A 26472-nucleotide genomic window follows, 5' to 3' on the forward strand; every position below is an offset into this window, starting at 1 on the left:
ATGGCCGTTCGCCCGGGAGTGGGAGGATGGACGGGTGGCGTACCTCGACGCGGCATCCACCGAACCGTTGCACCCCCGGGCGCGGGAGGCCCTGCTCGCGGCGCTCGACGCCGGATGGGCCGACCCGGCCCGCCTGTACGGCGAGGCCCGCCGGGCCCGCCTGCTGCTCGACCAGGCCAGGGCCGACGCGGCCGACGCGCTGGGCGTGCGGCCGGACGAGGTGACCTTCACCACGTCGGGCACGCAGGCGATCCAGATCGGCATGCTCGGCGCGCTCGCCGCCCGCCGCCGGGTGGGCCGGACCCTCGTGGTGAGCGCGGTCGAGCACTCGGCCGTGCTGCACACCGCCCAGGCCCACGAGCGCGACGGCGGCGAGGTGCGGATCGTCGGCGTGAGCCGTACCGGGCGGGTGGACGCCGAGGCGTTCGCGGAGGCGGTGTCCGCCCCGGGCACGGCGCTCGCCTGCCTGCAGACCGCCAACCACGAGGTCGGCACCCTGCAGCCGGTGGCGCAGGTGGCGGAGGCCTGCCGCCGGGCCGGGGTGCCGCTGCTCGTCGACGCCGCCCAGACGCTGGGCCGGCTGCCCCTGCCCGAGGGCTGGTCGCTACTCGCCGGCAGCGCGCACAAGTGGGGCGGCCCCGCGGGCGTGGGCATCCTGGTGATCCGCAAGGGCGTGCGCTGGCGTTCCCCGCTGCCCGAGGACGAGCGGGAGCGCGGGCGGGTGCCGGGCTTCGAGAACGTCCCGGCGATCGTCGCCGCGGTGGCCGCGCTGCGCGCCCGGATGGAGGAGGCCGAGGAGGAGAACCGGCGGGCGTTCGCCCTCGTCGACCGCATCCGCGCCCGCGTGCCCGAGCTCGTGCCGGACGTGGAGGTGGTCGGCGACCCGGTGGAGCGGGTGCCGCACATCGTCACCTTCTCCTGCCTCTACGTGGCCGGGGAGGCGCTGCTCACCGAGCTGGACAAGGCGGGTTTCGCGATCTCGTCCGGCAGCTCCTGCACGGCGAGTACGCTTCGTCCATCGCATGTTTTGGAGGCGATGGGCGTGCTCACCCATGGCAACGTCCGGGTATCACTGCCACGAGGCGCCTCGGCGGAGGACGTGGACCGGTTCCTCGAGGTCCTCCCGACGCTGGTACGCCGGATCCGGGAAGAGGCAGGAGTGATGTCGTGATGCGTCCGCAGCCCGGGACCGACCGGGAGCAGGCCGCGCCCGCGCTGACCATCGACGCGCTCGGCCGCAAATGCCCGATCCCGATCATCATGCTCGCGCAGCGGATCAACCAGGTGCCGCTGGGCGGGGTGGTGGCGGTGCTCGCCGACGACCCCGCCGCCTACAACGACGTGCCGGCCTGGTGCCGGCTCAAGTCCCACACCCACGTCGGCAGCTACGAGCTGCCCGGCGGCGGCTGGGCGATCCACGTGCGGCGCAACTACTGATCCGCGCCCGCCGAGGGGCGGCGCGCCGCACGCCCGCGCCGTCCCCGCACCCTCCCCGCAGCGTCTCCCGGCGCGTCCGCCGCCCCGGCATTTCCCGTCCGGACCGGGGTAGCGGGGCAGGGACACGTCATCGACTGTCGGGAGGGACGAGATGAGCGTGCACAGCGGTTCGACCGGTGCGAGCACCGTACGCGACATGATGCACCCGGGCGCCGAGTGCATCGGGGAGAACGACAGCCTGCTCAAGGCGACGCAGATGATGCGCGACCTCGGCGTGGGCGCGCTGCCCATCTGCGGCGAGGACGACCGGCTCAAGGGGATCGTCACCGACCGCGACATCGTGATCAAGTGTTGCGCCGAGGGCAAGGACCTGCGTACCACCACGGCGGGCGAGCTCGCCCAGGGCCTGGTGTACGTCACCGCCGACGCCTCGGTGGACGAGGCGCTGCAGATCATGGAACGCAACCAGATCAAGCGGCTGCCGGTGATCGACAACCGCCGCATCGTCGGCATGGTCACCGAGGCCGACCTCGCCCGGAGCCTGCCGGAGGACAAGCTCGCCGAGTTCGTCCACCGCGTCTACGCCTCGCGGTAGGGCAGGCCGGAGCATCCGCGCCGTCCCGGTCCGCGGCGACCGGGACGGCCCCGGTCACGGGTAGTGGCAGCGCACGTGCCGGGCGACCTCGGCGGCGGCCTCCGCGCCGTACGCCTCGGTGAACCGCTCGAGGAACTCCTTCTGGCCCAGCTCGTACTCCTGGCCGCCGACGTGCTCGAGCACGTGGGTCGCGGTGAGGTTGCCGATCTGGGCGCACCGCTCCAGCGACAGGCCCCAGGACAGCCCGGCGAGGAAGCCCGCGCGGAACGCGTCCCCCACCCCGGTCGGGTCGGCCTTGCGGCGCTCGGGCGCGGGCGGCACGTGCAGCGACGGCTCGCCCTTGATGTCGATGCGGGCGCCCTTGGGACCGAGCGTGGTGACCCGCACCCCGACGCGGTCCAGCACCTCCTCGTCGGACCAGCCGGTCTTCTGCTCGATCAGCGCCTTCTCGTAGTCGTTGCTGAACAGGTACGCCGCGCCCTCGATGAGGCGGCGGATCTCCGGGCCCTCCATGCGGGCGAGCTGCTGGGAGCAGTCCGCGGCGAACGGGATGCCGCGCTGCCGGCACTCGTCGGTGTGCCGGAGCATGGCGTCCGGGTCGCTCGGCCCGATCACGACGAGGTCGAGGCCGCCCACCCGCTCGGCGATCGGCCCGAGCTCGATCTCCCGCGACTCGGCCATCGCGCCCGCGTAGAACGAGGCGATCTGGTTGTGGTCGCGGTCCGTGGTGCACAGGAACCGGGCGGTGTGGTGCAGCTCCGACACGTGCACCGAGTCGCAGTCGACCCCGTGGCGCTCCAGCCACGACCGGTAGTCGTCGAAGTCGTGGCCCACCGCGCCGACGAGGATCGGCCGCAGTCCCAGGCAGGCCATGCCGAAGCAGATGTTCGCGGCGACGCCGCCGCGCCGGATCTGCAGGTCGTCGACGAGAAAGGACAGCGACACCCGATCCATCTGGTCGGCGACGAACTGGTCGCCGAACCGACCGGGGAAGGTCATCAGATGGTCGGTCGCGATGGAACCGGATACGGCGATGCGCACGGGGTCATTCTCCTCGTTGTCAGCAACGCGACCGGTCAAGAATACGCGACGACCCCTCCGGCCCGCGGCCGGACGGGGTCATCGTGATCGCTTCGTGGTCCCCGGTCAGTTGAACGAGTCGCCGCAGGCGCACGAACCGGTGGCGTTGGGGTTGTCGATGGTGAACCCCTGCTTCTCGATCGTGTCGACGAAGTCGATCGTCGCGCCCTTGAGGTACGGCGCGCTCAGCCGGTCGGTCACCACGTCCACGCCGTTGAACTGGGAGACGATGTCGCCGTCCATCTTCCGGTCGTCGAAGTACAGCTGGTAGCGGAGACCCGAACAGCCACCCGGCTGCACGGCGACACGCAGATGCAGGCCCTCCTCGCCCTGCTGCTCGAGCAGGCTCTTGACCTTGGCCGCAGCGGCTTCGGTGAGGATGACCCCCTGCTGTGTGGTCTCGCCGCTCTCAACGGTCATGTGCTGACTCCCGCGTCTACGCCGACCGCCCCCGGCGGCCGGTTCTCTGTGACGTCCTTACTAGACGCTACCAACACCCGGGGATTGCTACACATTCCTGTCCGCCATCCGGGCGACCTGCCCGCACTCCGCCGGCGGCGGCCCGGTGCGTGGCATGCCCGGCCCGGCGGGCCGTACCGCACAGATCGCCCGACCCGGAATAAATCACAACGAGCGGTGTGTCATCATTAGTCGTCAGTTCGACGATAAGTCCCGCAAGCGCAAGGGGGTGTGGTCGTGACGACCACTCAGACTCGGCTGCCGCTCTTCATCCTCGGCCAGAGCTCCGACCCGCACTGCGAGCGCGGGGTGGAGTGCCCGGGAGAGCTGCCGCCCGCCTCCGACCCCGCCCTGGTGGAGCGTGCGTGGAAGGCCAAGGAACGGCTCGGCGAGCGGCTGTTCGTCCTCGGCCACCACTACCAGCGCGACGAGGTCATCCAGTTCGCCGACGTGACCGGGGACTCGTTCAAACTGGCCCGGGAGGCGGCCGCCCGGCCGGAGGCCGAGTACATCGTGTTCTGCGGCGTGCACTTCATGGCCGAGTCCGCCGACATCCTCACCTCCGACGCGCAGAAGGTCGTGCTGCCCGACCTCGCCGCGGGCTGTTCCATGGCCGACATGGCCACCTTCGACCAGGTCGAGGAGGCCTGGGACGTGCTCACCGACGCGGGCGTCGCCGACGTGACCGTGCCGATCACGTACATGAACTCCTCGGCCGACATCAAGGCGTTCGTGGGCCGGCGCGGCGGCGCGGTGTGCACCTCCTCGAACGCCAAGCGCGCCCTCACCTGGGCGTTCGAGCAGGGCGAGAAGGTGCTGTTCCTGCCCGACCAGCACCTCGGCCGCAACACCGCGGTGCTGCAGCTCGGCCTCTCCCTCGACGACTGCGTCGTCTACGACCCGCACCGGCCCGGCGGCGGGCTCACCGAGAAGCAGCTGCGGGACGCGAAGATGATCCTGTGGCGCGGCCACTGCTCGGTGCACGGCCGGTTCACCGCCGAGGCCGTGGACGACGTGCGCGCCCGCATCCCCGGCGTCAACGTGCTGGTCCACCCCGAGTGCCGGCACGAGGTGGTGACCAAGGCCGACTACATCGGCTCGACCGAGTACATCATCCGCACCATCGCCGAGGCGCCCGCCGGTTCGGCGTGGGCGATCGGCACCGAGCTCAACCTGGTGAAGCGGCTCGCCTCGCAGCACCCGGACAAGTCGATCTCGTTCCTCGACCGGAGCATCTGCCTGTGCTCCACGATGAACCGGATCGACATGCCGCACCTGGTGTGGGCGCTGGAGTCGCTCGCCGAGGGCCGGGTGGTCAACCAGATCGTCGTCGACCCCGAGACCACGCACTGGGCGAAGGTCGCCCTCGACCGCATGCTCGCGCTGCCCTGAGCCGCGTCGCCCACCGGGGGAAAAGGCCGTGCCCGCCGGGCGGTCAGGTCCGGCGGGTCCGGGGCGGCCTCGTCACAGGCCGGGGGCGCCCCACAGCGGGAACCAGCGGGACAGGTCGGGCTCGATGGGGAGCTCGTCCGCGAGGACGCCGCGGAGCTGCAGCTCCAGTACGTTGTCCCGGCGCTGCCCGCCGAGCGGGGCGAACGGGTAGAAGGTGCCCTGCTTGTACAGGTAGACGAGCGCGACGTGGCGGTCCGCGCCGTACCGGTCCGTGGTGCCGGTGAACGCCACCAGCGAGCAGAGCAGGGACGGGCCGAACCCCGCCTGCTCCAGCGAGCTGTTCGCCGCGTGCAGGTCGGTGACGAGCGCGGACACGTCGTCCGCGGCGCGGCGGATCACCAGCCAGGTGTAGCCGTAGGAGTCGTCGACGCGCTCGATCGCCGGGCCGCCCGCCACGCCGAGCAGCGCGCGGATGTCCTGCTCCACCGTGGCGAACGCCCCGCCCTCGACGGCGCGGAAGCACACCGAGCCCGTCCCGGTGGGCGCGAAGCCGGTGGCCGCCCGCAGCGTGACCGCCGCGGACGGCAGCGCGAACAGCGCGTCGAGGTCGGGCTTGGCGGGCCGGCTGCGGCCGAGCAGGATGTCGAGCCAGCGGGGCATCGGCCTCAGGCCCCCCGGCCCAGCTCGGCGGCGATCCGGTGGAGCTGGGCGAGCCGCTGCTCGAGCGGCGGGTGGGTGGAGAACAGCGCCGCGAGGCCGGCCGCCGCGCCGCGCCGGGACAGCGCGGGCGCGAAGTAGAAGGCGTTGAACGGCTCGGCCTCGCGCAGGTCCCGGGTGGGGATGCGGGCCATCTCCCCGCTGACCTTGGTGAGCGCGCTCGCCAGCGCGGACGGCCGCTGGGTGAGCAGGGCGCCCGCCCGGTCGGCGGCGAGCTCCCGGTACCGGGACAGCGCGCGGGTGAGCAGGAAGCTCACCGCGTAGACGAGGGCGGACACGAGCAGGATGATCAGCCCGATCGGCGCCCCGTTGTTGCGGCTCCCCCGGCCGCCGAACCCGGTGTACAGGGCGATCCGGGTCATCAGCCCGGCGACGATGCCGAGGAACGAGGCGATCGTCATCACCGCGACGTCCCGGTGCGCGATGTGCGCCATCTCGTGGGCGAGCACGCCCTCCAGCTCGGCGGGTTCGAGCCGGCGCAGCATGCCGGTGGTGACGCACACCACCGCGTTCTTCTGGTTCCGCCCGGTCGCGAACGCGTTGGGCACGTCGCTGTCCGCGATCGCGACCCGGGGCTTGGGCATGTCGGCCATCGCCGCGAGGCGGTCGACCACGCCGTGCAGCTCCGGCGCCTGCTCCGGGGTGACGAGGCGTCCGTGCATCGCGAACAGCGCGATCCGGTCGGACAGGAAGTACTGCACGGCCAGCAGGCCCGCGGCGAGCGCGAGCACCACGATCGCCCGGACGCCCAGCGCGACCAGCGCCGCGACGAAGGCCACGTACAGCAGCCCGAGCAGGAACAGCGTGACCGTCATGCGGGTGGTCAGCCCCCGGTCGGGCGCGTATCGGGTCCGCGTCATCGGACCGCCCCCCTCGATCTCCGGGCCGCCGTTCCCCGCGACGCCGACACCTGGATGTCCGCCTCCCCCTGTGACACGATCAGCCGGCCCCGGGCCCCGGCGCACCGGGGCCCGGACGGCCGGGCGCGCCCGGACGTCAACCCGGGATCAGGCCCTGGTCGCCGAGCATGGCGCGCACCTCGTCCATGGCGGCGTCCGCCGGCGGCAGGATCAGCTCGGACGGCTCCAGCGAGTCGTCCGGCAGCGGCTTGCCGACCTGCCGCACCTTGTCGAGCAGCGCGTGCAGCTTGGCGCGGAACTCGGCCTCGTCGCCGGCCTCGATCGCCGCCTCCAGCTCGCCGTCGAGGGCGTTGAGCGCGTCGAGGTCGGCGGCGTCGATCTCGACCTGGCCCTCCCCCATGATGCGTACGATCACAGCCCCTCCCCCGGCTGACGGTACTGCTGGGTCGGCGCGGCGGGCGGCGGAGGCGGCGGCGCCTGGCCGTGCTGGGCGGGCGGCGGGGCCTGCTGCGCCTGCTGCCCCGGCCGGCCGGGCTCGAGCGCCTCACGCGGCGCGGGCGCCTGGCCGAGCTCGGCCTTCATGCGCTGCAGCTCCAGCTCCACGTCCATGCCACCGCCGAGCCGGTCGAGCTCGGCCTGGATGTCGTCCCGCTGGCCGGTGACGTCGTCGAGCACGCCGCTCGCGAGCAGCTCGTCGACGGCGCTCGCGCGGGCCTGCATCTGGGCGGTCTTGTCCTCGGCCCGCTGGATCGCCAGGCCCACGTCGCCCATCTCCTCGGAGATGCCGCTGAGGGCCTCGTTGATCCGGGTCTGGGCCTCGGCCGCGGTGTAGGTGGCCTTGATCGTCTCCTTCTTGGTGCGGAAGGCGTCGACCTTCGCCTGGAGGCGCTGGCTCGCGAGGGTGAGCTTCTCCTCCTCGGCCTGGAGGTTGTCGTGCTGGGCCTGCAGCTCGGCGATCTGGCTCTGCAGCGCGGCCCGCCGGGTGAGCGCCTCCCGGGCGAGGTCCTCCCGGCCCATGCTCAGCGCCTTGCGGCCCTGCTCCTCGAGCTTGTCGGCCTTCTGCCGCAGGCCGTTGATCTGCAGCTCCACCCGCTTCCGCGAGGTCGCGACGTCGGCGACGCCCCGCCGTACCTTCTGCAGCAGCTCCAGCTGCCGCTGGTAGGAGTAGTCGAGGGTCTCGCGCGGGTCCTCCATCCGGTCCAGCGCCTTGTTGGCCTTGGACCGGAAGATCATGGAAAGTCTCTTCATCACGCTCATGCGCGTCGGCCGTCCCCTTCTATGTCGTGCTGCGCCAACGGTCCCGGTTGCCGCCTCGCTCGCCGGCCATCGGCTCTCTGCGCTCGCATCCTCGCTCCCTCGCGTCGGGCGCCCGTCTCACCGGCCGCCCACGGCTCTGAAAGCCACCCATGAACGACGGAACCGCCTAGGGTAACCCTATGCATAACGTACGGGGGCGTCACCAAGTTGCGGCCCCGGTACGCTTACGACGTGTTCCGACGCCGTACTGAGACGCCCGCCGAGGACGCCGCCCGCGCGGCCTCCTCCGAACAGCCTAAGTCGGCACCCGTGGGTAAGGGCCGGCCAACTCCGAAACGCCGGGAGGCCGAGCGCCGCCGGCGCCAGCCGGTGACCGCGCCGAAGAACCGCAAGGAGGCCTACCGGCAGATGCGGGCCCGGCAGGCCGCCGAGCGCGCCCGCATCCGCGAGGCCCTGGCGCGCGGCGACGAGCGGTACATGCCGGAGCGGGACAAGGGGCCGGTGCGCCGGTTCGCCCGCGACTGGGTGGACTCCCGCCGCCTGGTGAGCCAGTACTTCCTGCCGTTCTCCCTGGTGATCCTGCTCGCCACGTGGATCCCGCTGCAGCCCGACATCCGCGCCTACGTCTACTTCGCGGTGGTCAGCGTGATCTGGCCGCTGATGATGGTGAGCGTGCTGGTCAGCACGATCTACGTCGGGTGGCGGGTCAAGCGGCTGGCGAAGGAGAGGTTCCCCGACCAGAACGTGCGCGGGGTCGGCTGGTACGCGGCGATGCGCGCGCTGCAGGTGCGCCGCCTGCGGTTCCCCCCGCCGACCGTGCTGCCCGGCGGAAAGCCGGTTCCGCAGAAGCGGTAACCCACGTACCGTCGTCCCGACGCCGGGGATGCCCGGGCGTGCGGGCGTGGCCCGGACGTCCGGTCTGATCCCGGGTGCGAAGATGGATCGGTAAGCGACCACCTCGCAGTTGGGGAAAGGTACATGGAGTTTCGCCACCTAGGCCGCAGCGGCCTCATGGTCAGTGAGATCAGCTACGGCAACTGGCTCACCCACGGCTCCCAGGTGGAGGAGGAGGCCGCCATCGCCTGCGTGCACGCGGCGCTCGACGAGGGGATCACCTCGTTCGACACGGCCGACGTGTACGCCGGCACGAAGGCCGAGGAGGTGCTCGGCAAGGCCCTCAAGGGCGTGCGCCGCGAGTCGATCGAGATCTTCACGAAGGTCTACTGGCCGACCGGCCCGGGGCCGAACGACCGAGGGCTGTCGCGCAAGCACATCTTCGAGTCCATCCACGGCTCGCTGCGGCGGCTGGGGACCGACTACGTCGACCTCTACCAGGCGCACCGGTTCGACTACGAGACACCGCTGGAGGAGACCCTCCGGGCCTTCGACGACCTGGTACGGCAGGGCAAGGTGCTCTACGTCGGCGTGAGCGAGTGGACCGCGGACCAGATCGCCCAGGCCCTCAAGATCGCCGACGAGATGGGCTTCGACCGGATCGTGTCGAACCAGCCGCAGTACTCGATGCTGTGGCGGGTGATCGAGGGCGAGGTCGTGCCGTTCTGCGAGAAGGAGGGCATCGGCCAGGTCGTGTTCTCCCCGATCGCCCAGGGTGTGCTCACCGGCAAGTACCTGCCCGGCCGGCCTCCGCCGCCGGCGTCCCGGGCCACCGACCCGAACGGGTCCGGCTTCGTCTCCCGGTTCCTGCGGGACGACGTGCTCACCCGGGTCCAGGAGCTCAAGCCGATCGCCTCCGACCTCGGCCTCACCATGGCCCAGCTCGCGGTCGCCTGGGTGCTGCAGAACCCGAACGTCTCCTCGGCGATCGTCGGCGCGAGCCGGCCGGAGCAGATCCGCGACAACGCCAAGGCGAGCGGCGTCCGCCTCGACGCCGAGGTGATGCGGAAGATCGACGAGGTGCTCGGCCCGGTCGTGGAGCGCGACCCGGCCAAGACCAAGGCGATGAGCCCGCCGTCCCGGCCGAAGTGATCCCGCGGACGGTCACGGTCGCGGGGCGCCCGGCGCCCCGCCTCCGGTAGGGAGGGCGCGGCTCACTCGGGGCGGAGCGACATCCCCGAGTACTCGACCCGGTCGTCCTCCAGCAGCGTGACCTGCTCGACGCCCTGCGCGAGCAGGTCACGCCAGTTCTCCCCGATCCACGACTCGGCGTCCGCCTGGCTGGAGAACAGCTCACGGGGCAGCGAGCGGTCGGTGATCTCCGCTCCGCGCGCATCCTCGTAACGCCACCGCCAGGCCATGCTCTACGCTCCTTCTCACGTCGCTGCTCAGTGACGAGGTCTCCGTTCGCCGCCGCCCTGGTGCGGCGAGTGCAGCAGACCCTATCCGATCACATCCGACCACACGCCGGGGGGCCAAGGGGGCATGCGGGTACGGCTTCGCGGCACCGGCGGCCCGCTCGGCTGGCCGGCGCCCGGCTGCCGCTGCGCCTCCTGCGGCCGGGTCCCGCCCGGCCTGCGCCGCCCGATCTCGATCGTCGTGGGCGACCGGCTGCGCCTCGCCCCAGCCCTCGGCGGCGCCGAGCCCGGGCACGCGGTCGCCGCCACCGCCGACGGGTGGACCGTGACCGGCCCGGACGGCGCCCGGGTGCTGTACGCCCCCGCGCGCGACGCGCTCCCCGAGCCCTGCCACGGCGGCGACCCCGCGCCGCCGTGCGATCTCGTGCTCATCGACGTGCTCGACGACCCCGGCCGGCTGGGCGACCTGCGGCGGCGCGGGGTGGTGCACGACCGCACGCCGGTCGTCGCGGTCGGGGCCGACCACCGGGTGGGCGACGAGGCCGAGCTCGCCCGGCGGCTCGCGCTGTGGGGGGTGCACGCCGTACCCGACGGGACCGTGCTCGAGGTGCGGCCCGGGGCGGTCCGCGTCCTCGCCGGCGGGGACGCGAAGGCCGAGGTGCTTCCCGGCGATCCGCTCGGGGCGGCCGGCGTGTCCCGGGCGCCGCGGCGCACCCTGCTGCTCGGCGGCAGCGGCTCGGGCAAGTCGGCCGAGGCCGAGCTGCGGCTCGCCGCGCTGCCCGAGGTGGTGTACGTCGCGACCGGGCCGTCCGGGGAGGGCGACCCCGAGTGGGCGGAGCGGGTGCGGGCCCACCGGGAGCGGCGGCCCGCGCACTGGCGCACCGTGGAGACCGTGGACGTCACCGGCCTGCTGCGGGAGGAGGGGCCGCCGCTGCTCGTCGACGGGCTGGGCACGTGGCTCGCGGCGGTCTTCGACGCCTGCGGCGCCTGGGAGTCGCGGGCGGGCGCGGCCGAGGTGACGCGCCGCTGCGACGAGCTGGTGGCCGCGTGGCGGGACACGCCGCGCCGGGTGGTGGCGGTCTCCGACGAGGTCGGCCTCGGCGTGGTGCCCGCCACCGCGAGCGCCCGGGCGTTCCGCGACGCGCTCGGCCGCCTCAACCAGCGTCTCGCCGCCGAGTCGGAGGAGGTGGCGCTCGTCGTCGCCGGGCGCCTCCTCCCGCTGTCGTGACGGCCGCCCCGGGGCGGGTGCCGCCCGCCGCCCTGGACGGGCTGCGCCTCGCCGTGGGCCTGCTGAGCGTGCTGCCGGTACGGGTGACCCGGGTGGATCGGGAGACCGCCGGGTGGGCGATGGCGTTCGCCCCGGCGGTCGGCCTGCTGCTCGGCGGCACGGCCGCGCTCGCCGGCGCGGTGCTGGAAACGTTCACGGGCGCGGGCGGGCTGCTGGCGTCCGCGATCGCGCTCGGCCTGCTCGCGCTGCTCACCCGCGGCCTGCACCTCGACGGGCTCGCCGACCTCGCCGACGGCCTCGGCAGCGGCAGACCGGCCGGGCAGGCCCTGGACATCATGAAGCGCTCCGACATCGGGCCGTTCGGCGTGCTCACCCTCGTCTTCACGCTGCTGGTCCAGGCCGCGGCGCTCGACCGGGCCGGGCCGGCCGCGCTCGTGGTCGCCGCGGCCACCGGGCGGCTCGCGGTCACCTGGGCGTGCCTGCCGCAGGTGCCCCCCGCCCGGCCCGAAGGGCTCGGCGCGACCGTCGCGGGCACGGTACGGCCGGCCGCCGCGGCGGCGGCGACCGCGGCGACGGCGGTGGCGGCGCTGCTCGTGGCCACCCTCCCCGGCGGCGAGGCGTGGGGCGTGACCGCCGTGCGCCACCTGCTCGCGATCGCCGCGGGGCTGGGCCTCGCCTGGGCGCTGCGGCGGCACGCGGTGCGCCGCCTCGGCGGGGTGACCGGCGACGTGTTCGGCGCGCTCGTCGAGGCCGCGGTCACCGCGGCCCTGGTCACCTGCGCGCTCACCGCCTGACCCGCACCGGGCTCCGTCGCCGCCCGGCGGTCGCCGTCGTCCGGCCGCGGCGGCGACACGTGGGCCCCGCGGCACGCCGTACCACGCCTTCGCGGCGGGTTCGAGGGGCGCCGCGTGGCCGGACGCACCGGGTGTCGCGGGCCGCGACACACCGATCATGATCGGTAACGCCCAATGGTAGGATCACCCCCTGTTTATGACCTTGGACAAAGCAGGGCTAGCATCGGGCTACGTGACCACCGTGAACCTCGACTCGTCCGGTACCCTCCCCGGCGACATCGACGCCCTCGTCGTGGGCGTGCACTCCGGAAGCGACGGGCCGCAGCCGGCGCCCGGCGCCGAGCACGCCGACCAGGCCCTCGGCGGACGGCTCGCCGCGAGCCTCACCGCACTGGGTGTCACCGGCAAGGCCGGCGAGATCGCCAAGATTCCCACCCTCGGAGCGGCGCCCGTCCCGCTGATCGCCGTGGTCGGCCTCGGGGACGCGCCGAAGGAGGGCTCCTACGACCTTGAGGTGCTGCGGCGCGCCGCAGGCACCGCGACCCGTTCCCTGGCGGGCTCGGCGCGGGTCGCGCTCGCCCTGCCCGCCACGAGCGCCGAGCAGACCGAGGCGATCGCCCTCGGCGGACTGCTCGGCGCTTACACGTTCACCCGGTACCGCACCCGGGACGAGGACAAGCCGCCGGTGCGGGAGCTGACCGTGCTCGGCTCCGCCGCGGGCGCCGACGAGGCCGTCCGGCGGGCGACCGTGATCGCCGAGTCGGTCACGCTCGTGCGGGACCTCGTCAACACCCCGCCCTCGGACCTGTGGCCCGCGCGGTTCGCGGAGATCGCCACCGAGCGCGGCACCGCGGCCGGCCTCGGCGTCGAGGTGCTCGACGAGACCGCGCTGAAGGAGGGCGGCTACGGCGGCCTCGTCGCGGTCGGCCAGGGCTCGGCCCGGCCCCCGCGCCTGGTGCGGCTCAGCTACCGGCACCCGGAGGCCGACAAGACCCTGGCGTTCGTCGGCAAGGGCATCACCTTCGACTCCGGCGGCCTGTCGCTCAAGCCCACCACGGCGATGGACTGGATGAAGTCCGACATGGGCGGCGCGGGCGCGGTGCTCGGCGCGCTCATCGGGATCGCGCGGCTGGGGCTGAAGGTGAACGCGATCGGCTACCTGTGCCTCGCCGAGAACATGCCGAGCGGCACCGCGCAGCGCCCCTCCGACGTGCTCACCACCTTCGGCGGCAAGACGGTGGAGGTGCTCAACACCGACGCCGAGGGCCGGCTCGTGCTCGCCGACGGGCTCGGCCGGGCCGCGCAGGACTCGCCCGACGTGCTCGTGGACATCGCCACCCTCACCGGCGCGCAGATCATCGCGCTCGGCAACCGCACCACCGGGGTGATGGGGAACGACGACGCGCTGCGCGACGAGGTGGTGGCGGTCGCCAACGAGGTCGGTGAGCCGGCCTGGGGCATGCCGCTGCCCGAGGAGCTGCGCCGGTCGCTCGACTCGGCGGTCGCCGACATCGCCAACGTCCACCCCGACCGCGTCGCGGGCATGCTCGCCGCCGCGGTGTTCCTGCGCGAGTTCGTCCCCGACGGCCTGCGCTGGGCGCATCTGGACATCGCCGGGCCCGCGTTCCACCGCACCGAGCCGTACGGCTACACGGTCAAGGGCGGCACCGGTGCGGGCACCCGGACGCTCATCGGCCTGGCCGCCCGGTACGCGAAGTGAGGGTCAAGCCCGTCACATCGCGCACGCACAAGTGAAAAGATGCCGTTGGACAGGCCGTGATCCGGCACCCGGCGGCACAGAGATCCGACAAGGAGCATTCCCGTGGCTGATGGCAGCGGCCCCTTCGACGTCGTGGTCCTGGGGGGTGGCAGCGGCGGCTACGCCTGCGCCCTGCGGGCGGCCGAACTCGGCAAGCGGGTGGCGCTGATCGAGAAGGACAAGATCGGCGGCACCTGCCTCCACCGCGGCTGTATCCCCACCAAGGCGCTCCTGCACTCGGCCGAGGTCGCCGACGAGACCCGTGAGAGCGCGACGTTCGGGGTCAAGGCCCGGTTCGAGGGCATCGACATGCCGGCCGTGCACGCCTTCAAGGAGAAGATCGTCAGCCGTGCCTTCCGGGGCGTGACCGGCCTCATCAAGGCGCGGGGCGTCACGATCATCGAGGGCTTCGGCCGGCTCGTCGGGCCGAACCGGATCGCCGTCACGCGCGACGGCCACCAGGAGGTCGTCGAGGCGGCCAACATCGTGCTCGCCACCGGGTCGGCGCCCAAGACCCTGCCCGGCCTGGAGATCGACGGCGAGCGGATCATCACCAGCGACCACGCGCTCACCCTCGACCGGGTGCCGGGCTCGGTGGTGGTGCTCGGCGGCGGCGTGATCGGCGTCGAGTTCGCCAGCATCTGGCGCTCGTTCGGGGCCGAGGTGACGATCGTCGAGGCGCTCCCCCACCTGCTGCCCGCCGAGGAGGAGTCGAGCTCGAAGCTGCTGGAGCGGGCCTTCCGCCGGCGCGGCATCGGCTACAAGCTCGGCGTGCGGTTCGAGAGCGTCAAGACCACCGCCACCGGCGTGGTCGTCACCCTCGAGGGCGGCGAGACCCTCGAGGCCGAGCTGCTGCTCGTCGCGGTCGGCCGCGGCGCCGTGACCGAGGGCCTCGGTTACGAGGAGGCCGGCGTGGTGATCGAGCGCGGCACGGTTAAGGTGGACCAGTACTGCCGCACCAGCGTGCCGGGGGTGTACGCGGTCGGCGACCTGATCCCCACCCCCCAGCTCGCCCACACCGGGTTCGCCGAGGGCATCCTGGTCGCCGAGCACATCGCCGGGCTCAACCCGGCGCCGATCGACTACGACGGCGTGCCGCGCATCACCTACTCCGACCCCGAGGTGGCCTCGGTCGGGATCACCTCGGCGACCGCACGTGAGCGCGGTTACGAGGTCACCGAGTTCGTCTACGACCTGGCCGGCAACCCCAAGAGCCAGATCCTGCAGACGCAGGGCGCGGTCAAGGTCGTCGCGGCCAAGGACGGCCCTGTGCTCGGGGTGCACATGGTCGGCCGCCGCATCGGAGAGCTGGTCACCGAGGGGCAGCTCATCTACAACTGGGAGGCGCTGCCCTCCGAGGTCGCCCAGCTCATCCACGCCCACCCCACCCAGTCCGAGGCCGTCGGTGAGGCGATGCTCGCCCTCGCCGGCAAGCCGCTCCACGTGCACGACTAAAAGTGCCCTCACACCACATGCGATAGAAGGAGTCACAGGACACCATGCCGGTCTCCGTACAGATGCCCCAGCTCGGCGAGAGCGTCACCGAGGGCACCGTAACCCGCTGGCTCAAGAGGGAAGGCGAGCGCGTCGAGGCCGACGAACCGCTCCTCGAGGTAAGCACCGACAAGGTCGACACCGAGATCCCCTCGCCGACGTCCGGCGTGATCACCAAGATCCTCGTCAAGGAGGACGAGACGGTCGAGGTCGGTGCCGAACTCGCCGTGATCGACCCGAACGCCGCCGAGGGTACGGTCGCCCCGGCCGCGCCGGCCGCCGAGCCGGCCCCGGCCCCGGCTCCGGCGCCCGAGCCGCAGCCCGCTCCCCCGCCCGCCCCGGCTCCGCAGCCCGAGCCGGCCGCGCCGCCGATCGCCTCGATCCCGCAGCCCGCGCCGGCCCCGGCTCCGGCCCCCGCGCCGCAGCCCGCCCCCGCTCCGGCCCCGGCCCCGGCTCCGGCGCCCGAGCAGCCGGCCGCCCCGGCGCCCGCTCCGGCCGCCGAGGGGCCGTACGTCACGCCGCTCGTGCGCAAGCTCGCCGCCGAGCACGGCGTCGACCTGAGCACGATCACCGGCACCGGCGTCGGTGGCCGGATCCGCAAGCAGGACGTGCTCGAGGCGGCCCGGCGCAAGCGTGAGGCGGCCGCCCAGGCCGCGCAGGCGGCTCCGGCCGCGCCCGCGCAGGCCCCCGCGGCCCAGCCCGCCGCCGGTCCCGAGCCGGTTCCGGTGGACACCACGCTGCGCGGCCGTACCGAGAAGATGTCGCGGCTGCGGCAGACGATCGCCAAGCGGATGATGGAGTCGCTCCAGGTCTCCGCGCAGCTCACCTCGGTGGTCGAGGTCGACGTCACCAAGATCGCCAAGCTGCGCGAGCGGGCCAAGGAGGACTTCCAGCGGCGCGAGGGCGTGAAGCTCACCTTCCTGCCGTTCTTCGCGCTCGCCGCGGTCGAGGCGCTGAAGCAGCACCCCAAGCTCAACGCCACGATCAACAACGAGACGAACGAGGTCACCTACTTCGATGTCGAGCACCTCGGCATCGCGGTGGACACCGAGCGCGGCCTACTCGTGCCGGTGATCCGCAACGCCGGCGACCTCAACCTCGCCGGGCTCGCCCGGAAGATCGCCGACCTCGCCGAGCGCACCCGCACCAACAAGATCAGCCCGGACGAGATCACCGGCGGCACGTTCACCATCACCAACACCGGCAGCCGCGGCGCGCTGTTCGACACGCCGATCCTCAACCAGCCGCAGGTCGGCATGCTCGGCACCGGCGCCGTGGTCAAGCGCCCGGTGGTGCTCGACACGGCGGACGGTGAGGTGATCGCGATCCGGTCGATGGTCTACCTGTCGCTCACCTACGACCACCGGCTGGTGGACGGCGCGGACGCCGCCCGGTTCCTCACCACGATCAAGCGCCGCCTCGAGGAGGGCCGCTTCGAGGCCCAGCTCGGGCTGGAGTGACCCCTGCGCCCCGCCGCCCGTGCGGCGGCGGGCGGTCCGCCTCCCGGACGCGTCCGGGAGGCGGACCGCGGCGCGTTCCCCTCGCGCACCCCACGGGCGCGCGAGCGGCGGCAGGGTAGAGTCTGAGGCCATGCGGGGGCCGGAACGGCGCACGCCGCCGTGGCGGGGCGGTGCCGTACCGGTCCGGATGTGCCGGGCGGTGCGGTGAGGGAGGCGTGATGAGCACTTCCGGGCAGTCCCACATCGTGGCGATCGGCGGCGGCTCGTTCCGGGCCACGCCGCGGTTCGGGGTGATCGAGCCGACCGGGCTGCTGCGCTACGCGCTCGACCTCACCGGGAAGGAACGGCCGCGGCTGTGCCTGCTCGCCACCGCGGTGGGCGACGACTCCGAGTGGCTGCTGAAGATGTACGGCGCGTTCCGCGGCTGGAACGTCGAGGTGAGCCACCTCGCGCTGTTCCCGATGCCGAACGTGCCCGACCCGCGCGCCTTCCTGCTCGAGCAGGACGTGATCTACGTCAGCGGCGGCAGCGTGGCGAACCTCATGGCGCTGTGGCGGCTGCACGGCATCGACGAGGCGCTCGCCGAGGCGTGGCGGGCCGGCGTGGTGCTCTCCGGGCAGAGCGCCGGGGCGCTGTGCTGGCACGTGGGCGGCAACACCGACTCGTTCGGGCCCGAGCTGCGGCCGTGGGCCGACGGCATGGGGCTGCTGCCGTACTCCTGCGGGGTGCACTACAACTCCGAGCCGCAGCGGCGGCCGCTGCTGCACCGGTCGGTGGCCTCGGGCGAGCTGCCCGAGGGGTACGCCGCGGACGAGGGCGTGGCGCTGCACTACGTCGGCACCGAGTTCGCGGGGGCGGTGTCGATCGACCCCAAGGGCGCCGCGTACCGGATCGAGCGTGACGGTTCGGGCGGTGTGAAGGAGCTGCGTATCGAACCGCGCCTGCTCGAGCGGTGAACTGCTCTACGCTGGGGCGGTGAGCAGCGGGGAGCGCCCGCGGCGCTGCCGAGGAGCCCCCTCCCAGTGGAGATCGGCATGAGTGAGCTGGCCATCGTCCGGTTAGGGGTGGACGTCCCCTACGAGCAGGCCTGGAGCCTGCAGCGCAAGGTGCACGAACGGCGCGTCGCCGGGGAGATCGGCGACACGTGCCTGCTGCTGGAGCACGCCCCCGTGTACACCGCGGGCCGGCGGACCCTGCCCGAGGAGCGGCCCACCGACGGCACGCCGGTGATCGACGTCGACCGGGGCGGCAAGATCGCCTGGCACGGCCCGGGACAGCTCGTCGCCTACCCCGTCATCCGGCTGACCGAGTCGCTCGACATCAACCGCTACGTCTGGCTGCTGGAGGAGGCGCTCATCCAGGTGTGCGCCGACTTCGGCGTCACCGCGCGCCGGGTGCCGGGCGTGGGCGGCGTCTGGGTGCCCGGGGACCCGGCGAGCGGGCTGCCCGACCGGGCGCTGGGCGCGGTCGGCATCCGGGTGCACAAGGGCGTCACCATGCACGGGTTCGCGCTCAACTGCGCCAACGACCTGAGCTGGTACAACCGGATCGTGCCGTGGGGCGTCAGGGACGGCGGGGTGACCTCGCTGTCGGCCGAGACCGGTCGGCGCCTCACCGTCGACGAGGTGACGCCCGTCGCCGAGAAGCGCCTCGCGGGAGTGCTCGGCGTGGAGCTCGTCGAGCTCCAGGAGGAGGACCTGCTGCGGCTGTGACCCCCTGCCGGGCGGCCGCGGCCGGCGCCCGCGCGGCGGGACGCGGGCCGATGCCGGGCCGATGCCTGAACGGGCATAGGCTGGAGGGGTGACCGACAGCACCGCGCGGACGAGGAGGGCAGCGTGACCGTCTCCCCCGAGGGCCGCAAGCTCCTCCGTCTGGAAGTCCGAAACAGTCAGACCCCGATCGAGCGCAAGCCGGAGTGGATCAAGACCCGGCTGCGCAACGGGCCGAACTTCAACGAGATCAGGTCGCTGGTCAGGGACCAGAACCTGCACACCGTCTGCCAGGAGGCCGGCTGTCCCAACATCTCCGAGTGCTGGGAGGACCGGGAGGCGACCTTCCTCATCGGCGGCGACCAGTGCACGCGCAGGTGCGACTTCTGCCAGATCGACACCGGTAAGCCCGCCGAGTACGACGTCGACGAGCCGCGCCGGGTGGCCGAGTCGGTGCGCCGGATGGGCCTGCACTACGCGACCGTCACCGGGGTCGCGCGCGACGACCTGCCGGACGGCGGGGCGTGGCTGTACGCGGAGACCGCCCGGAAGATCCACGAGATGGTGCCCGGGTGCGGCGTCGAGCTGCTCGTGCCCGACTTCAACGCCGACCGGGCCAGGCTCGAGGAGGTGTTCTCGAGCAGGCCGGAGGTGTTCGCGCACAACATCGAGACCGTGCCGCGCGTCTTCCGGCGCATCCGCCCGGGCTTCCGGTACGAGCGCTCGCTCGAGGTGCTCCGCATCGCGCACGAGGCCGGGATGGTGACCAAGTCCAACCTCATCCTCGGCTTGGGCGAGGAGCCCGAGGAGGTCGTGGAGGCGATGCGCGACCTGCGTGAGGTGGGCTGCGACCTGCTCACCATCACCCAGTACCTGCGGCCGAGCCCGCGGCACCACCCCGTGTCCCGGTGGGTGCGGCCGGAGGAGTTCGTCGAGCTGCGCGAGAAGGCCGAGGAGCTGGGGTTCGCCGGGGTCATGTCCGGTCCCCTGGTGCGCTCCTCCTACCGCGCGGGCCGCCTGTACCGCCAGGCGCTCGAGCGGCGCGCCATCCACCCCGTCTGACCCGCGGATCGCCGCCCGGGTCCGCTCCGGGCCCGTGGCACGCCACCGGGATCGGTGACCATCCGCGCCGCCGCCGATCCCGCACGGCGGCCCGGCGATCCCCGCGTCACCCCGTCTCCGTCGCGGCCGCGCCGACCGTGAGGCCCGGTCCGGCCGGGCGTTCACGGCCGGACCATGATCCGACCGAAATGTGACCGAGGCGGGCCGTTTTCCCAGTCGCACCCCGCTGTTTGTATCCTTCGAGACATGGCGAAGAAGCCCGCCGACCCCGCGACCACAGATCGCCCGGGCCGCATCCAGCAACTCAAACTGATCGCCCAGATCATCCAGCAGGTCAACCCGAAGGGCATGCCGATCGTCATCGCGTCGGCGCTCGGCACGCTGCTCGTGTGCGTGCTCATCGGCATCGCCACGAGCTGGCTCGTCTACATGATCGTCATCGGGATCCTGCTCGCGATGACCGTGGCGCTGCTGGTGTTCGGCCAGCTCGCCCAGAAGGCGCAGCACACGCTGCTGGAGGGCAAGCCCGGCGCGGCGGCCGCCGTGCTGCAGAGCATGCGCGGCAACTGGCACGTGACCCCCGCGGTCGCGGTGAACCGGGAGCAGGACGTGGTGCACCGGGTGGTGGGCTATCCCGGCATCATCCTCGTCTCCGAGGGCCCGCGGAACCGCGTGCAGCGGCTGCTCGCGGCCGAGAAGAAGCGGGTGCAGCGGGTCGCCATCGACGTGCCGGTGTACGACATCCAGTGCGGCAACGACGAGGGCCAGGTCCCGCTGCGCAAGCTGCAGCGGCACCTGCTGAAGCTGCCGCGGAACCTGCGCAAGCCGGCCGTCTCCGAGGTCAACTCCCGCCTGCGGGCGCTCCCCCAGACGCTGCCCGTGCCCAAGGGCCCGCTGCCGAAGGGCGCCCGCATCCCGCGCAGCGTGCGCATGCCCAAGGGCCGCTGACGCATCTCCCCCGGACTTCCCCTGACCGCGCCGCCGACGCGATGGTGATGGCATGACCGAGGAGTTCACTGCGGAGTTCCCCACGCGCGTGGCGCGGCGTCCGCTCTCCGAGGCGGAGACGTCCCGCGCGAGCCGCCGCTGGTGGGAGCAGGCCGCCGACGAGTACCAGGCCAAGCACGGGGATTTCCTCCGCGACGCCGGGTTCATCTGGTGCCCGGAAGGGCTCGACGAGGCCGAGGTCCGGCTGCTCGGGGACGTGCGCGGCAAGCGGGTGCTCGAGGTCGGCTGCGGGGCCGGGCAGTGCGGGCGCTGGCTGGTCGGCGCGGGCGCGCAGGTCGTCGGGTTCGACATCTCCCACCGGCAGCTCGAGCACGCGCTGCGGCTCAACGCCACGACCGGGCTGAGGCTGCCTGTGGTCCAGGCCGACGCGGTGCGCATCCCGTTCGCCACCGCCTCCTTCGACCTCGCCTGCTCGGCGTTCGGCGCGCTCCCGTTCGTCGCCGACGCGCGGAAGGTGCTCGCCGAGGTCGCCCGGGTGGTACGGCCGGGCGGCCGCTTCGTGTTCTCGGTGTCCCACCCCATCCGGTGGGCGTTCCCCGACGATCCCGGGCCGCGCGGGCTCACCGCCGAGCACTCGTACTTCGACCGCAGGCCGTACGTGGAGCTCGACGAGGACGGCGTGCCCTGTTACGTGGAGTACCACCGCACGCTCGGCGACTGGGTGGCCGCGATCGTCGGCGCCGGCTGGCGGCTCACCGGCCTGCTGGAGCCGGAGTGGCCGGACGGGCACGACCGGGCGTGGGACGGCTGGAGCCCGCTGCGCGGCCGTCACCTGCCGGGCACGGTCATCTTCACCTGCACGCGGCCCTGAGGCCGCGCCAGGGCCGCGCCGCGGCGCCGTACCCCGGCCGGCCTCAGGAGCGCAGCACGATGGTGCCGGCGACGCGGTCGTGGATGCCGCGCTGGTCCCGGTCCCAGATGATCGCCGGGACGGCGAGGCAGAGCAGCACGGTGCGGAGCACGATCGCGAGGAAGTTGAGGACGTAGGGCCGGTCCGACCGCACCATGGCGACGCGCACGCCGAACAGGCGCATGCCGAGCGTGGCCCCGACGGTGCCGACGAGCAGGATGTTCTCCACGGCGAACGCGGCGAGGCCGATCCAGGAGGCGCTCGCCGTGTCGGCGCCGAACAGCCCGCGGGCGATCGCCCAGACGCAGATCAGCCAGTCGACGAGGAGCGCACCGAACCGGCGGCCGAACCCGGCGACCGAGCCGCGGCCGTGTTCGGGCAGGCCCAGCCGCTCCCCCGGGTACCCAAGGTCGGCGCCCGCGGCCCGGACGCCGCCGATCCACGTCTGTGTCCACCTCGGCTGACCGCTCATGTTTCCAACGGTATCCGCCGCGGGCGGCGGGTCGCGCCGCGGGGTTCCCGGCGCACGACCCCGTGCCGGGCGGGAAGCCCGAGGTCAGGAGCACCCCGCCCGGTCACCGGAGACGCCTGCCGCCGCTTATAGCCCTGCATGTCCGAAGTAACACGGAGTGCCCTCTCCTTAACATCTGTGAAACAAGCGGGACACGGCGTCGAAACGGCGGGCACCTAGTTTCGAGCCTGCAAGCCCGTGCCCCTTGGAGGTTGGATGTTCAACTCCGCCGATGACGTCCTGAAGTTCATCAGGGACGAGGGGGTGCAGTTCGTCGACGTCAGGTTCACCGACCTGCCGGGTACGACGCACCACTTCACCCTGCCGGCCGAGAACGTCGGCCCGAATATCTTCACCGACGGCCTGATGTTCGACGGCTCGTCGATCCGTGGCTTCCAGGCCATCCACGAGTCGGACATGCTCCTGCTGCCCGACCCGACGACGTGCGTGCTCGACCCCTTCCGTGAGCACAAGACGCTCAACATGAACTTCTTTGTTCACGACCCGCTCACCGGCGAGCCGTACAGTCGCGACCCGCGCAACGTGGCACGGAAGGCCGAGGAGTACCTGAAGGGCACGGGCATCGCCGACACGGTGTACTTCGGCCCCGAAGCGGAGTTCTACATCTTCGACGACGTCCGGTTCGAGACGAAGGCGAACGCCGGGTACTACTTCATCGACTCGATCGAGGGTGCCTGGAACACCGGTAAGGCGACCGAGGGCGGCAACCTCGGCTACAAGCCGCGGTACAAGGGCGGCTACTTCCCGGTGCCGCCGATGGACCACTTCACCGACCTGCGCTCGGAGATGGTCCGCAACCTGATCAACGCGGGCATCGAGGCCGAGATGCAGCACCACGAGGTGGGCACCGCCGGCCAGGCCGAGATCGACTTCAAGTTCGGCACGCTGCTGCAGACCGCCGACAGGCTGATGCTGTACAAGTACATCATCAAGTGCACGGCGCTGCAGCGCGGCCACACGGTCACCTTCATGCCGAAGCCGATCTTCGGTGACAACGGCTCCGGCATGCACTGCCACCAGTCGCTGTGGAAGGACGGCGAGCCGCTCTTCTACGACGAGGTCGGCTACGCGGGCCTGTCCGACACCGCCCGGTACTACATCGGCGGCCTGCTCAAGCACGCCCCGTCGCTGCTCGCCTTCACCAACCCGACGGTGAACTCCTACCACCGCCTGGTGCCCGGCTTCGAGGCCCCGGTCAACCTGGTGTACTCGCAGCGGAACCGCTCCGCGGCCGTCCGTATCCCGATCACCGGGTCGAACCCGAAGGCGAAGCGGATCGAGTTCCGGGTGCCGGACCCGTCCTGCAACCCGTACTTCGCCTTCGCCGCCATGCTCATGGCCGGCCTCGACGGCATCAAGAACAAGATCGAGCCGCCAGAGCCGATCGACAAGGACCTCTACGAGCTTCCGCCGGAGGAGGCCCGCAACATCCCGCAGGTGCCCGGCTCCCTCGAGGCCGTTCTCGAGCACCTCGAGAAGGACCACGAGTACCTGCTCGAAGGCGGCGTCTTCACCCAGGACCTCATCGAGACCTGGATCGACTACAAGCGGACCAACGAGGTCGACCCGATCCGTCTCCGTCCGCACCCGCACGAGTTCGAGCTCTACTACGACGTGTGACGCCCTGGGACGTTGACCCGGACGGCGACCTCGGCACGCCGCATCCGGGTCACAACCGGGAAACCACCCGTCCTCCGTGATAAGGCCGTTGGCCGTCGCCCGCCAGGGCACGGTCAACGGCCTTTTCCGGCCCGGTCCCCGCTCGACGGCAGGAGACGGGTGTACGTGCGGAGCGTGAACCCGGGTCGGCGCGGCCCAGGTACTCGGCGAGGGTGCGGACGTCGACACCCTCGGCAAGCGGCGACGAGGCGGAGTAGTGCCGTAGGGCGTGAACCCATGTCCGCGCGCCTCGGCGTGCTTCTCCCCTTCCCCGGCTTCGGGCTCACCCCGGCCTCGGCGAGCCCGCAGGCAGGCCGGCCTGCGCACTGGACGCCCCGTTAACGGGTCGCGTGGGCCAGGGTGACGCGGACCTGCCAGCCGTCGCTGATGGGGATGAGTCGGGGTTGCAGCGCGTCGATGCCGGGGCGGCCGGCCAGTTGCCAGTCGCGGAAGTGGTCGCGGAGTTTGGCCAGCGCGGGAGAGTCGGACCTGTTGGCGAGGAAGCGGCCGTCCGCGGTGAGGACGGCGGCGTGTTTACCGCTGGAAAACCCGATGCCGGAGATCCAGACATCCCCGGCGGTGCCGTAGGCGGTGAGGCTGGACGGGGTGTGGGTGTTGTCGCGGCCGGCACAGTAGGCGCGGAAGTCCCGCCAGGCGATCGCCTGTTCTTCGTCGCTGTCGCCGAGCGCGACCGGTTCGGCGTGGGCGGGGTTCATCAGCATCCGCAGGGTGGTGACGGGGTCGTGGCCGGGGTGGTGGCCACGCCAGGCGACGCTGACCCACGCGATCCGGCCGTCTGGACTGTCGTGGCGGGCGTCGAGGTAGAACATCGGGATCCCGAGGCTGGTATTGACCTTCGGTCCCATGTCGACGTAGACGGCCCCGCCGAGTTGGGGCTCGGTGAGCCGGCCGTCGCCGGTGACCCGGGCACGGATGTGACCGACCGTACGGGCGACCGGGGCCAGGTAGATCGGGGTGGAAATGATCGCTCCGGGGCGGGCCTGCCTGATCCAGGCGTGGGGGATGTGGGTCGGGGTGGCCCAGCCGAGGATCGCGTCGAACGGCGCGTGATCGGGGGCGCCGAGGTGCCCATCACCAACGAGGAGGGTCAGGTTCGCCACGCCGCGTTCGGCATGCAGCTTCGCCGCCCGCTTGACGAGGGCAGGGTCGATGTCGACGGAGACGACGTGCCCGTCGTCGCCGACGAGTTCGGTGAGCAGCGCGCCGGTGTAGCCGGTGCCGGTGCCGATCTCCAGCACCCGCATCCCGGGCCGTACCCCGGCGCGGCGCAGGTCCCGTTCGATGGCGAACTGCGCGGTGGCCTGCGGGACGCCACCCAGGTGGGGGTGGTCGGTGTAGTGCTCGCGCGGCACGGCGGCGACGGCACGCGCGACGGCGTCATCGATGATGGCGGTCTCGGGCACGAGGTCAGTCTCCAAGATCGGTCAGATACGAACGGTAACGCGGAACGGGCGGTCGGGCAGGGCAGGCTCACCGACCGGCCGCCCGGCGGCTTCGATCCAGGCGTGCGACTCGCATGGGCGGCCGCTGAGCGCGAAGGCCGGAGAAGCGTGGTGGTCCGGTCTGCAGGCGCTGTTCCCGAGGATCTGACCCGGGAGAACGGCAAGCGTACCTTCGCGCTGAGCGAGCTTATGATCATCGAAGGCTATACCGGCCGCGGCATCGCCCACCGCCTCGACGAACTGTTGTCGGCCCGGCAGGAGCAACGGGCGACGCTGGCTTGTCCGCCCGAACAACGAACGCGCCTACAACGCCTACCGGAGGTTGGGCTGGTACAAGATGGCCCGGCTGCGACCGAGCCGGCCGAACACCCCCGTCTTCGACATCCTGCCTCTGGACCTGCCCCTGAAGGCCGGCACCTGACGCCGGCCACGGACGCCCGGCGGATCGGTGGGCAGCGGGAAGGCGCCCGATCAGCCACCGGTCCCATGGCCGCGGGCGGGGAAGCAGTCGGCGGGATCGCCGTCGCCGGGGGTCACGACGAGGTGCGGGACCGGGACGCGTGGGGATGCGGGTTCCCGGCGGAGGCGTACGGTGAGCGCCCGGGGCTCGGGTGGGGGTGGGGTGTTCCGGGCGAGGGCCTCGTCGGCGGTGGTGACGACGGGTTCGGCGGGGATCGGGAGCGGGGTGGCGGACTCGTGGGCGGACAGGTGGTCGAACAGGCGGGCGGTGAGGGACCGGGCCAAGGCTCTGAAGAGGCGGGTCCAGGAGGTGACCCGGCGGACGGGGATCGCCTCGGCGCGCAGCTCGGGGAGGCCGAGGCGGGCAAGGCCGGTGGTCTGCAGGGCGTAGCCGCCGGGATCGGGGTGGACGCCGATCCATAGCCAGTCGGCGACGGCGAAGGTGTCCGGCGTGGTCGCGATCGCGGGACGCCAGGGCCTCGGCAGCGGCCGGGGCGCCTCGGCGTCGAGCGGAAGGCCGCCGGTGGCCTCGGCGAGCGCCTCGACCGCCCGGGCCACCGCGTACAGATGCACCGGTGGCCAGCCGGGCCCGGCCGTACCGGTGACCCGGAGGTGGTGGCGGGACGTCCGCATCAGTTCGCCGAGCATGGCCTCCGCCCCGGGAGAGCAGTCCGGGCAGCAGAGGATCTCCCGGGCCCAGGCGAGGGTGGGGTCGTCGTCGCCCAGCTCGGTCACGGTGACGGTGAGCGGCTCACGACCCTCGGGAACGGGGAGGCCCTTCAGGGCGTCGGCGATCACGCTCGCCGGATCGTCCGGCACGCGCTCCGGGGCGGCCACCACGTAGCTCGCGCTCACCCTCGCGGGCACGGGCAACAGCAGGTCGTCGCCGGCGCGTCCGGAGGAGGCGCCGAAGACCGGGCCGGAAGGGTTGGACATGGGGATCGCC

27 protein-coding genes are annotated in these 26472 nt (G+C 72.6%); 17 read left to right on the forward strand and 10 right to left on the reverse strand.

Features of this window, described 5'->3' with window-relative positions; translation table 11 throughout:
- Positions 1-34: 34 nt before the first annotated feature.
- From FHX40_RS14215 to FHX40_RS14225, 3 genes are all read left to right on the forward strand, one after another.
- Positions 35-1171 (forward strand): cysteine desulfurase family protein, encoded by a 1137-nt coding sequence (locus tag FHX40_RS14215; protein WP_189136137.1) that lies wholly within the window; start codon positions 35-37, stop codon positions 1169-1171.
- Positions 1171-1437: a sulfurtransferase TusA family protein gene (locus FHX40_RS14220; protein ID WP_142260065.1), complete on the forward strand. Its 267-nt coding sequence runs from the start codon at positions 1171-1173 to the stop codon at positions 1435-1437. The genes FHX40_RS14215 and FHX40_RS14220 overlap by 1 nt, the downstream gene beginning before the upstream one ends.
- 151 nt (positions 1438-1588) lie before the next feature.
- Positions 1589-2032, forward strand: coding sequence for a CBS domain-containing protein (locus FHX40_RS14225; RefSeq protein ID WP_142260066.1), 444 nt, complete (start codon positions 1589-1591; stop codon positions 2030-2032).
- A gap of 54 nt (positions 2033-2086) precedes the next feature.
- Here FHX40_RS14225 and FHX40_RS14230 read toward each other — a convergent pair whose 3' ends face one another.
- Positions 2087-3073 carry a carbohydrate kinase family protein gene (locus tag FHX40_RS14230; RefSeq protein ID WP_142260067.1) on the reverse strand — a complete coding sequence of 329 codons (987 nt, stop codon included), beginning with the start codon at positions 3071-3073 and terminating at the stop codon, positions 2087-2089.
- Positions 3074-3178: 105 nt separating this feature from the next.
- Entirely contained in the window at positions 3179-3532 is a 354-nt protein-coding gene (locus FHX40_RS14235; RefSeq protein WP_142260068.1) for a HesB/IscA family protein, read from the reverse strand.
- A 276-nt stretch (positions 3533-3808) separates the two neighbouring features.
- On the opposite strand from FHX40_RS14235, the gene nadA reads away from it, so the two are divergent.
- Complete coding sequence (gene nadA / locus FHX40_RS14240) at positions 3809-4963, forward strand: quinolinate synthase NadA (protein WP_142260069.1); 1155 nt, start codon at positions 3809-3811, stop codon at positions 4961-4963.
- Between the two features lie 72 nt (positions 4964-5035).
- On the opposite strand, the gene pspAB is transcribed toward nadA, so the two are convergent.
- The 4 genes from pspAB to FHX40_RS14260 form a co-directional block, all read right to left on the reverse strand.
- On the reverse strand, positions 5036-5623 hold the full coding sequence (gene pspAB, locus FHX40_RS14245) for a PspA-associated protein PspAB (RefSeq protein ID WP_142260070.1): 588 nt from the start codon (positions 5621-5623) through the stop codon (positions 5036-5038).
- A gap of 5 nt (positions 5624-5628) precedes the next feature.
- On the reverse strand, positions 5629-6540 hold the full coding sequence (htpX, locus tag FHX40_RS14250) for a zinc metalloprotease HtpX (protein ID WP_142260071.1): 912 nt from the start codon (positions 6538-6540) through the stop codon (positions 5629-5631).
- A 136-nt stretch (positions 6541-6676) separates the two neighbouring features.
- Positions 6677-6955 carry a PspA-associated protein PspAA gene (gene pspAA / locus FHX40_RS14255; protein ID WP_142260072.1) on the reverse strand — a complete coding sequence of 93 codons (279 nt, stop codon included), beginning with the start codon at positions 6953-6955 and terminating at the stop codon, positions 6677-6679.
- On the reverse strand, positions 6952-7797 hold the full coding sequence (locus tag FHX40_RS14260) for a PspA/IM30 family protein (protein WP_211350262.1): 846 nt from the start codon (positions 7795-7797) through the stop codon (positions 6952-6954). The genes pspAA and FHX40_RS14260 overlap by 4 nt, the downstream gene beginning before the upstream one ends.
- A gap of 309 nt (positions 7798-8106) precedes the next feature.
- Between FHX40_RS14260 and FHX40_RS14265 the strand changes: the two genes are divergently transcribed.
- Complete coding sequence (locus tag FHX40_RS14265; protein WP_268241017.1) at positions 8107-8652, forward strand: DUF3043 domain-containing protein; 546 nt, start codon at positions 8107-8109, stop codon at positions 8650-8652.
- Between the two features lie 123 nt (positions 8653-8775).
- Positions 8776-9783 (forward strand): aldo/keto reductase family protein, encoded by a 1008-nt coding sequence (locus FHX40_RS14270; protein ID WP_142260075.1) that lies wholly within the window; start codon positions 8776-8778, stop codon positions 9781-9783.
- A gap of 62 nt (positions 9784-9845) precedes the next feature.
- Here FHX40_RS14270 and FHX40_RS14275 read toward each other — a convergent pair whose 3' ends face one another.
- Complete coding sequence (locus FHX40_RS14275; protein ID WP_142260076.1) at positions 9846-10052, reverse strand: hypothetical protein; 207 nt, start codon at positions 10050-10052, stop codon at positions 9846-9848.
- Positions 10053-10176: 124 nt separating this feature from the next.
- On the opposite strand from FHX40_RS14275, the gene FHX40_RS14280 reads away from it, so the two are divergent.
- The 10 genes from FHX40_RS14280 (at position 10177) to FHX40_RS14325 (ending at position 21374) form a co-directional block, all read left to right on the forward strand.
- A complete protein-coding gene (locus tag FHX40_RS14280) occupies positions 10177-11277 on the forward strand; it encodes a bifunctional adenosylcobinamide kinase/adenosylcobinamide-phosphate guanylyltransferase (RefSeq protein WP_142260077.1) in 1101 nt (366 codons plus the stop codon).
- Positions 11274-12071 (forward strand): adenosylcobinamide-GDP ribazoletransferase, encoded by a 798-nt coding sequence (locus FHX40_RS14285; protein WP_229788323.1) that lies wholly within the window; start codon positions 11274-11276, stop codon positions 12069-12071. The genes FHX40_RS14280 and FHX40_RS14285 overlap by 4 nt, the downstream gene beginning before the upstream one ends.
- A 196-nt stretch (positions 12072-12267) precedes the next feature.
- Positions 12268-13791, forward strand: coding sequence for a leucyl aminopeptidase (locus tag FHX40_RS14290; RefSeq protein ID WP_142260078.1), 1524 nt, complete (start codon positions 12268-12270; stop codon positions 13789-13791).
- Positions 13792-13893: 102 nt separating this feature from the next.
- Complete coding sequence (gene lpdA, locus FHX40_RS14295) at positions 13894-15285, forward strand: dihydrolipoyl dehydrogenase (protein WP_142260079.1); 1392 nt, start codon at positions 13894-13896, stop codon at positions 15283-15285.
- 44 nt (positions 15286-15329) lie between these two features.
- Positions 15330-16784 carry a 2-oxoglutarate dehydrogenase, E2 component, dihydrolipoamide succinyltransferase gene (gene sucB, locus FHX40_RS14300; protein ID WP_142260080.1) on the forward strand — a complete coding sequence of 485 codons (1455 nt, stop codon included), beginning with the start codon at positions 15330-15332 and terminating at the stop codon, positions 16782-16784.
- Between the two features lie 218 nt (positions 16785-17002).
- Positions 17003-17740: a Type 1 glutamine amidotransferase-like domain-containing protein gene (locus FHX40_RS14305; protein ID WP_142260081.1), complete on the forward strand. Its 738-nt coding sequence runs from the start codon at positions 17003-17005 to the stop codon at positions 17738-17740.
- 78 nt (positions 17741-17818) lie between these two features.
- On the forward strand, positions 17819-18496 hold the full coding sequence (gene lipB / locus FHX40_RS14310) for a lipoyl(octanoyl) transferase LipB (protein ID WP_142260082.1): 678 nt from the start codon (positions 17819-17821) through the stop codon (positions 18494-18496).
- Positions 18497-18619: 123 nt separating this feature from the next.
- Positions 18620-19555 carry a lipoyl synthase gene (gene lipA / locus FHX40_RS14315; RefSeq protein ID WP_142260083.1) on the forward strand — a complete coding sequence of 312 codons (936 nt, stop codon included), beginning with the start codon at positions 18620-18622 and terminating at the stop codon, positions 19553-19555.
- Between the two features lie 246 nt (positions 19556-19801).
- Complete coding sequence (locus FHX40_RS14320; RefSeq protein ID WP_142260084.1) at positions 19802-20503, forward strand: DUF4191 domain-containing protein; 702 nt, start codon at positions 19802-19804, stop codon at positions 20501-20503.
- Between the two features lie 52 nt (positions 20504-20555).
- Positions 20556-21374 carry a class I SAM-dependent methyltransferase gene (locus FHX40_RS14325; RefSeq protein WP_142260085.1) on the forward strand — a complete coding sequence of 273 codons (819 nt, stop codon included), beginning with the start codon at positions 20556-20558 and terminating at the stop codon, positions 21372-21374.
- A 43-nt stretch (positions 21375-21417) separates the two neighbouring features.
- Here FHX40_RS14325 and FHX40_RS14330 read toward each other — a convergent pair whose 3' ends face one another.
- Positions 21418-21885 (reverse strand): RDD family protein, encoded by a 468-nt coding sequence (locus tag FHX40_RS14330; RefSeq protein WP_142260086.1) that lies wholly within the window; start codon positions 21883-21885, stop codon positions 21418-21420.
- 255 nt (positions 21886-22140) lie between these two features.
- Between FHX40_RS14330 and glnA the strand changes: the two genes are divergently transcribed.
- A complete protein-coding gene (glnA, locus tag FHX40_RS14335; protein WP_142260087.1) occupies positions 22141-23565 on the forward strand; it encodes a type I glutamate--ammonia ligase in 1425 nt (474 codons plus the stop codon).
- Positions 23566-23942: 377 nt separating this feature from the next.
- On the opposite strand, the gene FHX40_RS14340 is transcribed toward glnA, so the two are convergent.
- Both FHX40_RS14340 and FHX40_RS14345 read right to left on the reverse strand, forming a co-directional pair.
- Positions 23943-25043: a protein-L-isoaspartate O-methyltransferase family protein gene (locus FHX40_RS14340; protein ID WP_170198834.1), complete on the reverse strand. Its 1101-nt coding sequence runs from the start codon at positions 25041-25043 to the stop codon at positions 23943-23945.
- 495 nt (positions 25044-25538) lie between these two features.
- Positions 25539-26462, reverse strand: coding sequence for a hypothetical protein (locus FHX40_RS14345; RefSeq protein ID WP_142260089.1), 924 nt, complete (start codon positions 26460-26462; stop codon positions 25539-25541).
- Positions 26463-26472 lie beyond the last annotated feature (10 nt).

It is taken from the genome of Thermopolyspora flexuosa (assembly GCF_006716785.1).
Taxonomy (GTDB): Bacteria; Actinomycetota; Actinomycetes; order Streptosporangiales; family Streptosporangiaceae; genus Thermopolyspora; species Thermopolyspora flexuosa.

Coding starts and splice junctions, on each gene's coding strand:
- FHX40_RS14220 (WP_142260065.1), top strand. CDS start 1,171: ATGCGTCCGCAGCCCGGGACCGACCGGGAGCAGGCCGCGCCCGCGCTG.
- lipB (WP_142260082.1), top strand. CDS start 17,819: ATGAGTGAGCTGGCCATCGTCCGGTTAGGGGTGGACGTCCCCTACGAG.
- FHX40_RS14235 (WP_142260068.1), bottom strand. CDS start 3,532: ATGACCGTTGAGAGCGGCGAGACCACACAGCAGGGGGTCATCCTCACC.
- FHX40_RS14270 (WP_142260075.1), top strand. CDS start 8,776: ATGGAGTTTCGCCACCTAGGCCGCAGCGGCCTCATGGTCAGTGAGATC.
- glnA (WP_142260087.1), top strand. CDS start 22,141: ATGTTCAACTCCGCCGATGACGTCCTGAAGTTCATCAGGGACGAGGGG.
- FHX40_RS14225 (WP_142260066.1), top strand. CDS start 1,589: ATGAGCGTGCACAGCGGTTCGACCGGTGCGAGCACCGTACGCGACATG.
- htpX (WP_142260071.1), bottom strand. CDS start 6,540: ATGACGCGGACCCGATACGCGCCCGACCGGGGGCTGACCACCCGCATG.
- FHX40_RS14330 (WP_142260086.1), bottom strand. CDS start 21,885: ATGAGCGGTCAGCCGAGGTGGACACAGACGTGGATCGGCGGCGTCCGG.
- FHX40_RS14290 (WP_142260078.1), top strand. CDS start 12,268: ATGACCTTGGACAAAGCAGGGCTAGCATCGGGCTACGTGACCACCGTG.
- FHX40_RS14260 (WP_211350262.1), bottom strand. CDS start 7,797: ATGAGCGTGATGAAGAGACTTTCCATGATCTTCCGGTCCAAGGCCAAC.
- FHX40_RS14280 (WP_142260077.1), top strand. CDS start 10,177: ATGCGGGTACGGCTTCGCGGCACCGGCGGCCCGCTCGGCTGGCCGGCG.
- FHX40_RS14345 (WP_142260089.1), bottom strand. CDS start 26,462: ATGTCCAACCCTTCCGGCCCGGTCTTCGGCGCCTCCTCCGGACGCGCC.
- FHX40_RS14275 (WP_142260076.1), bottom strand. CDS start 10,052: ATGGCCTGGCGGTGGCGTTACGAGGATGCGCGCGGAGCGGAGATCACC.
- FHX40_RS14320 (WP_142260084.1), top strand. CDS start 19,802: ATGGCGAAGAAGCCCGCCGACCCCGCGACCACAGATCGCCCGGGCCGC.
- sucB (WP_142260080.1), top strand. CDS start 15,330: ATGCCGGTCTCCGTACAGATGCCCCAGCTCGGCGAGAGCGTCACCGAG.
- FHX40_RS14305 (WP_142260081.1), top strand. CDS start 17,003: ATGAGCACTTCCGGGCAGTCCCACATCGTGGCGATCGGCGGCGGCTCG.
- pspAB (WP_142260070.1), bottom strand. CDS start 5,623: ATGCCCCGCTGGCTCGACATCCTGCTCGGCCGCAGCCGGCCCGCCAAG.
- FHX40_RS14325 (WP_142260085.1), top strand. CDS start 20,556: ATGACCGAGGAGTTCACTGCGGAGTTCCCCACGCGCGTGGCGCGGCGT.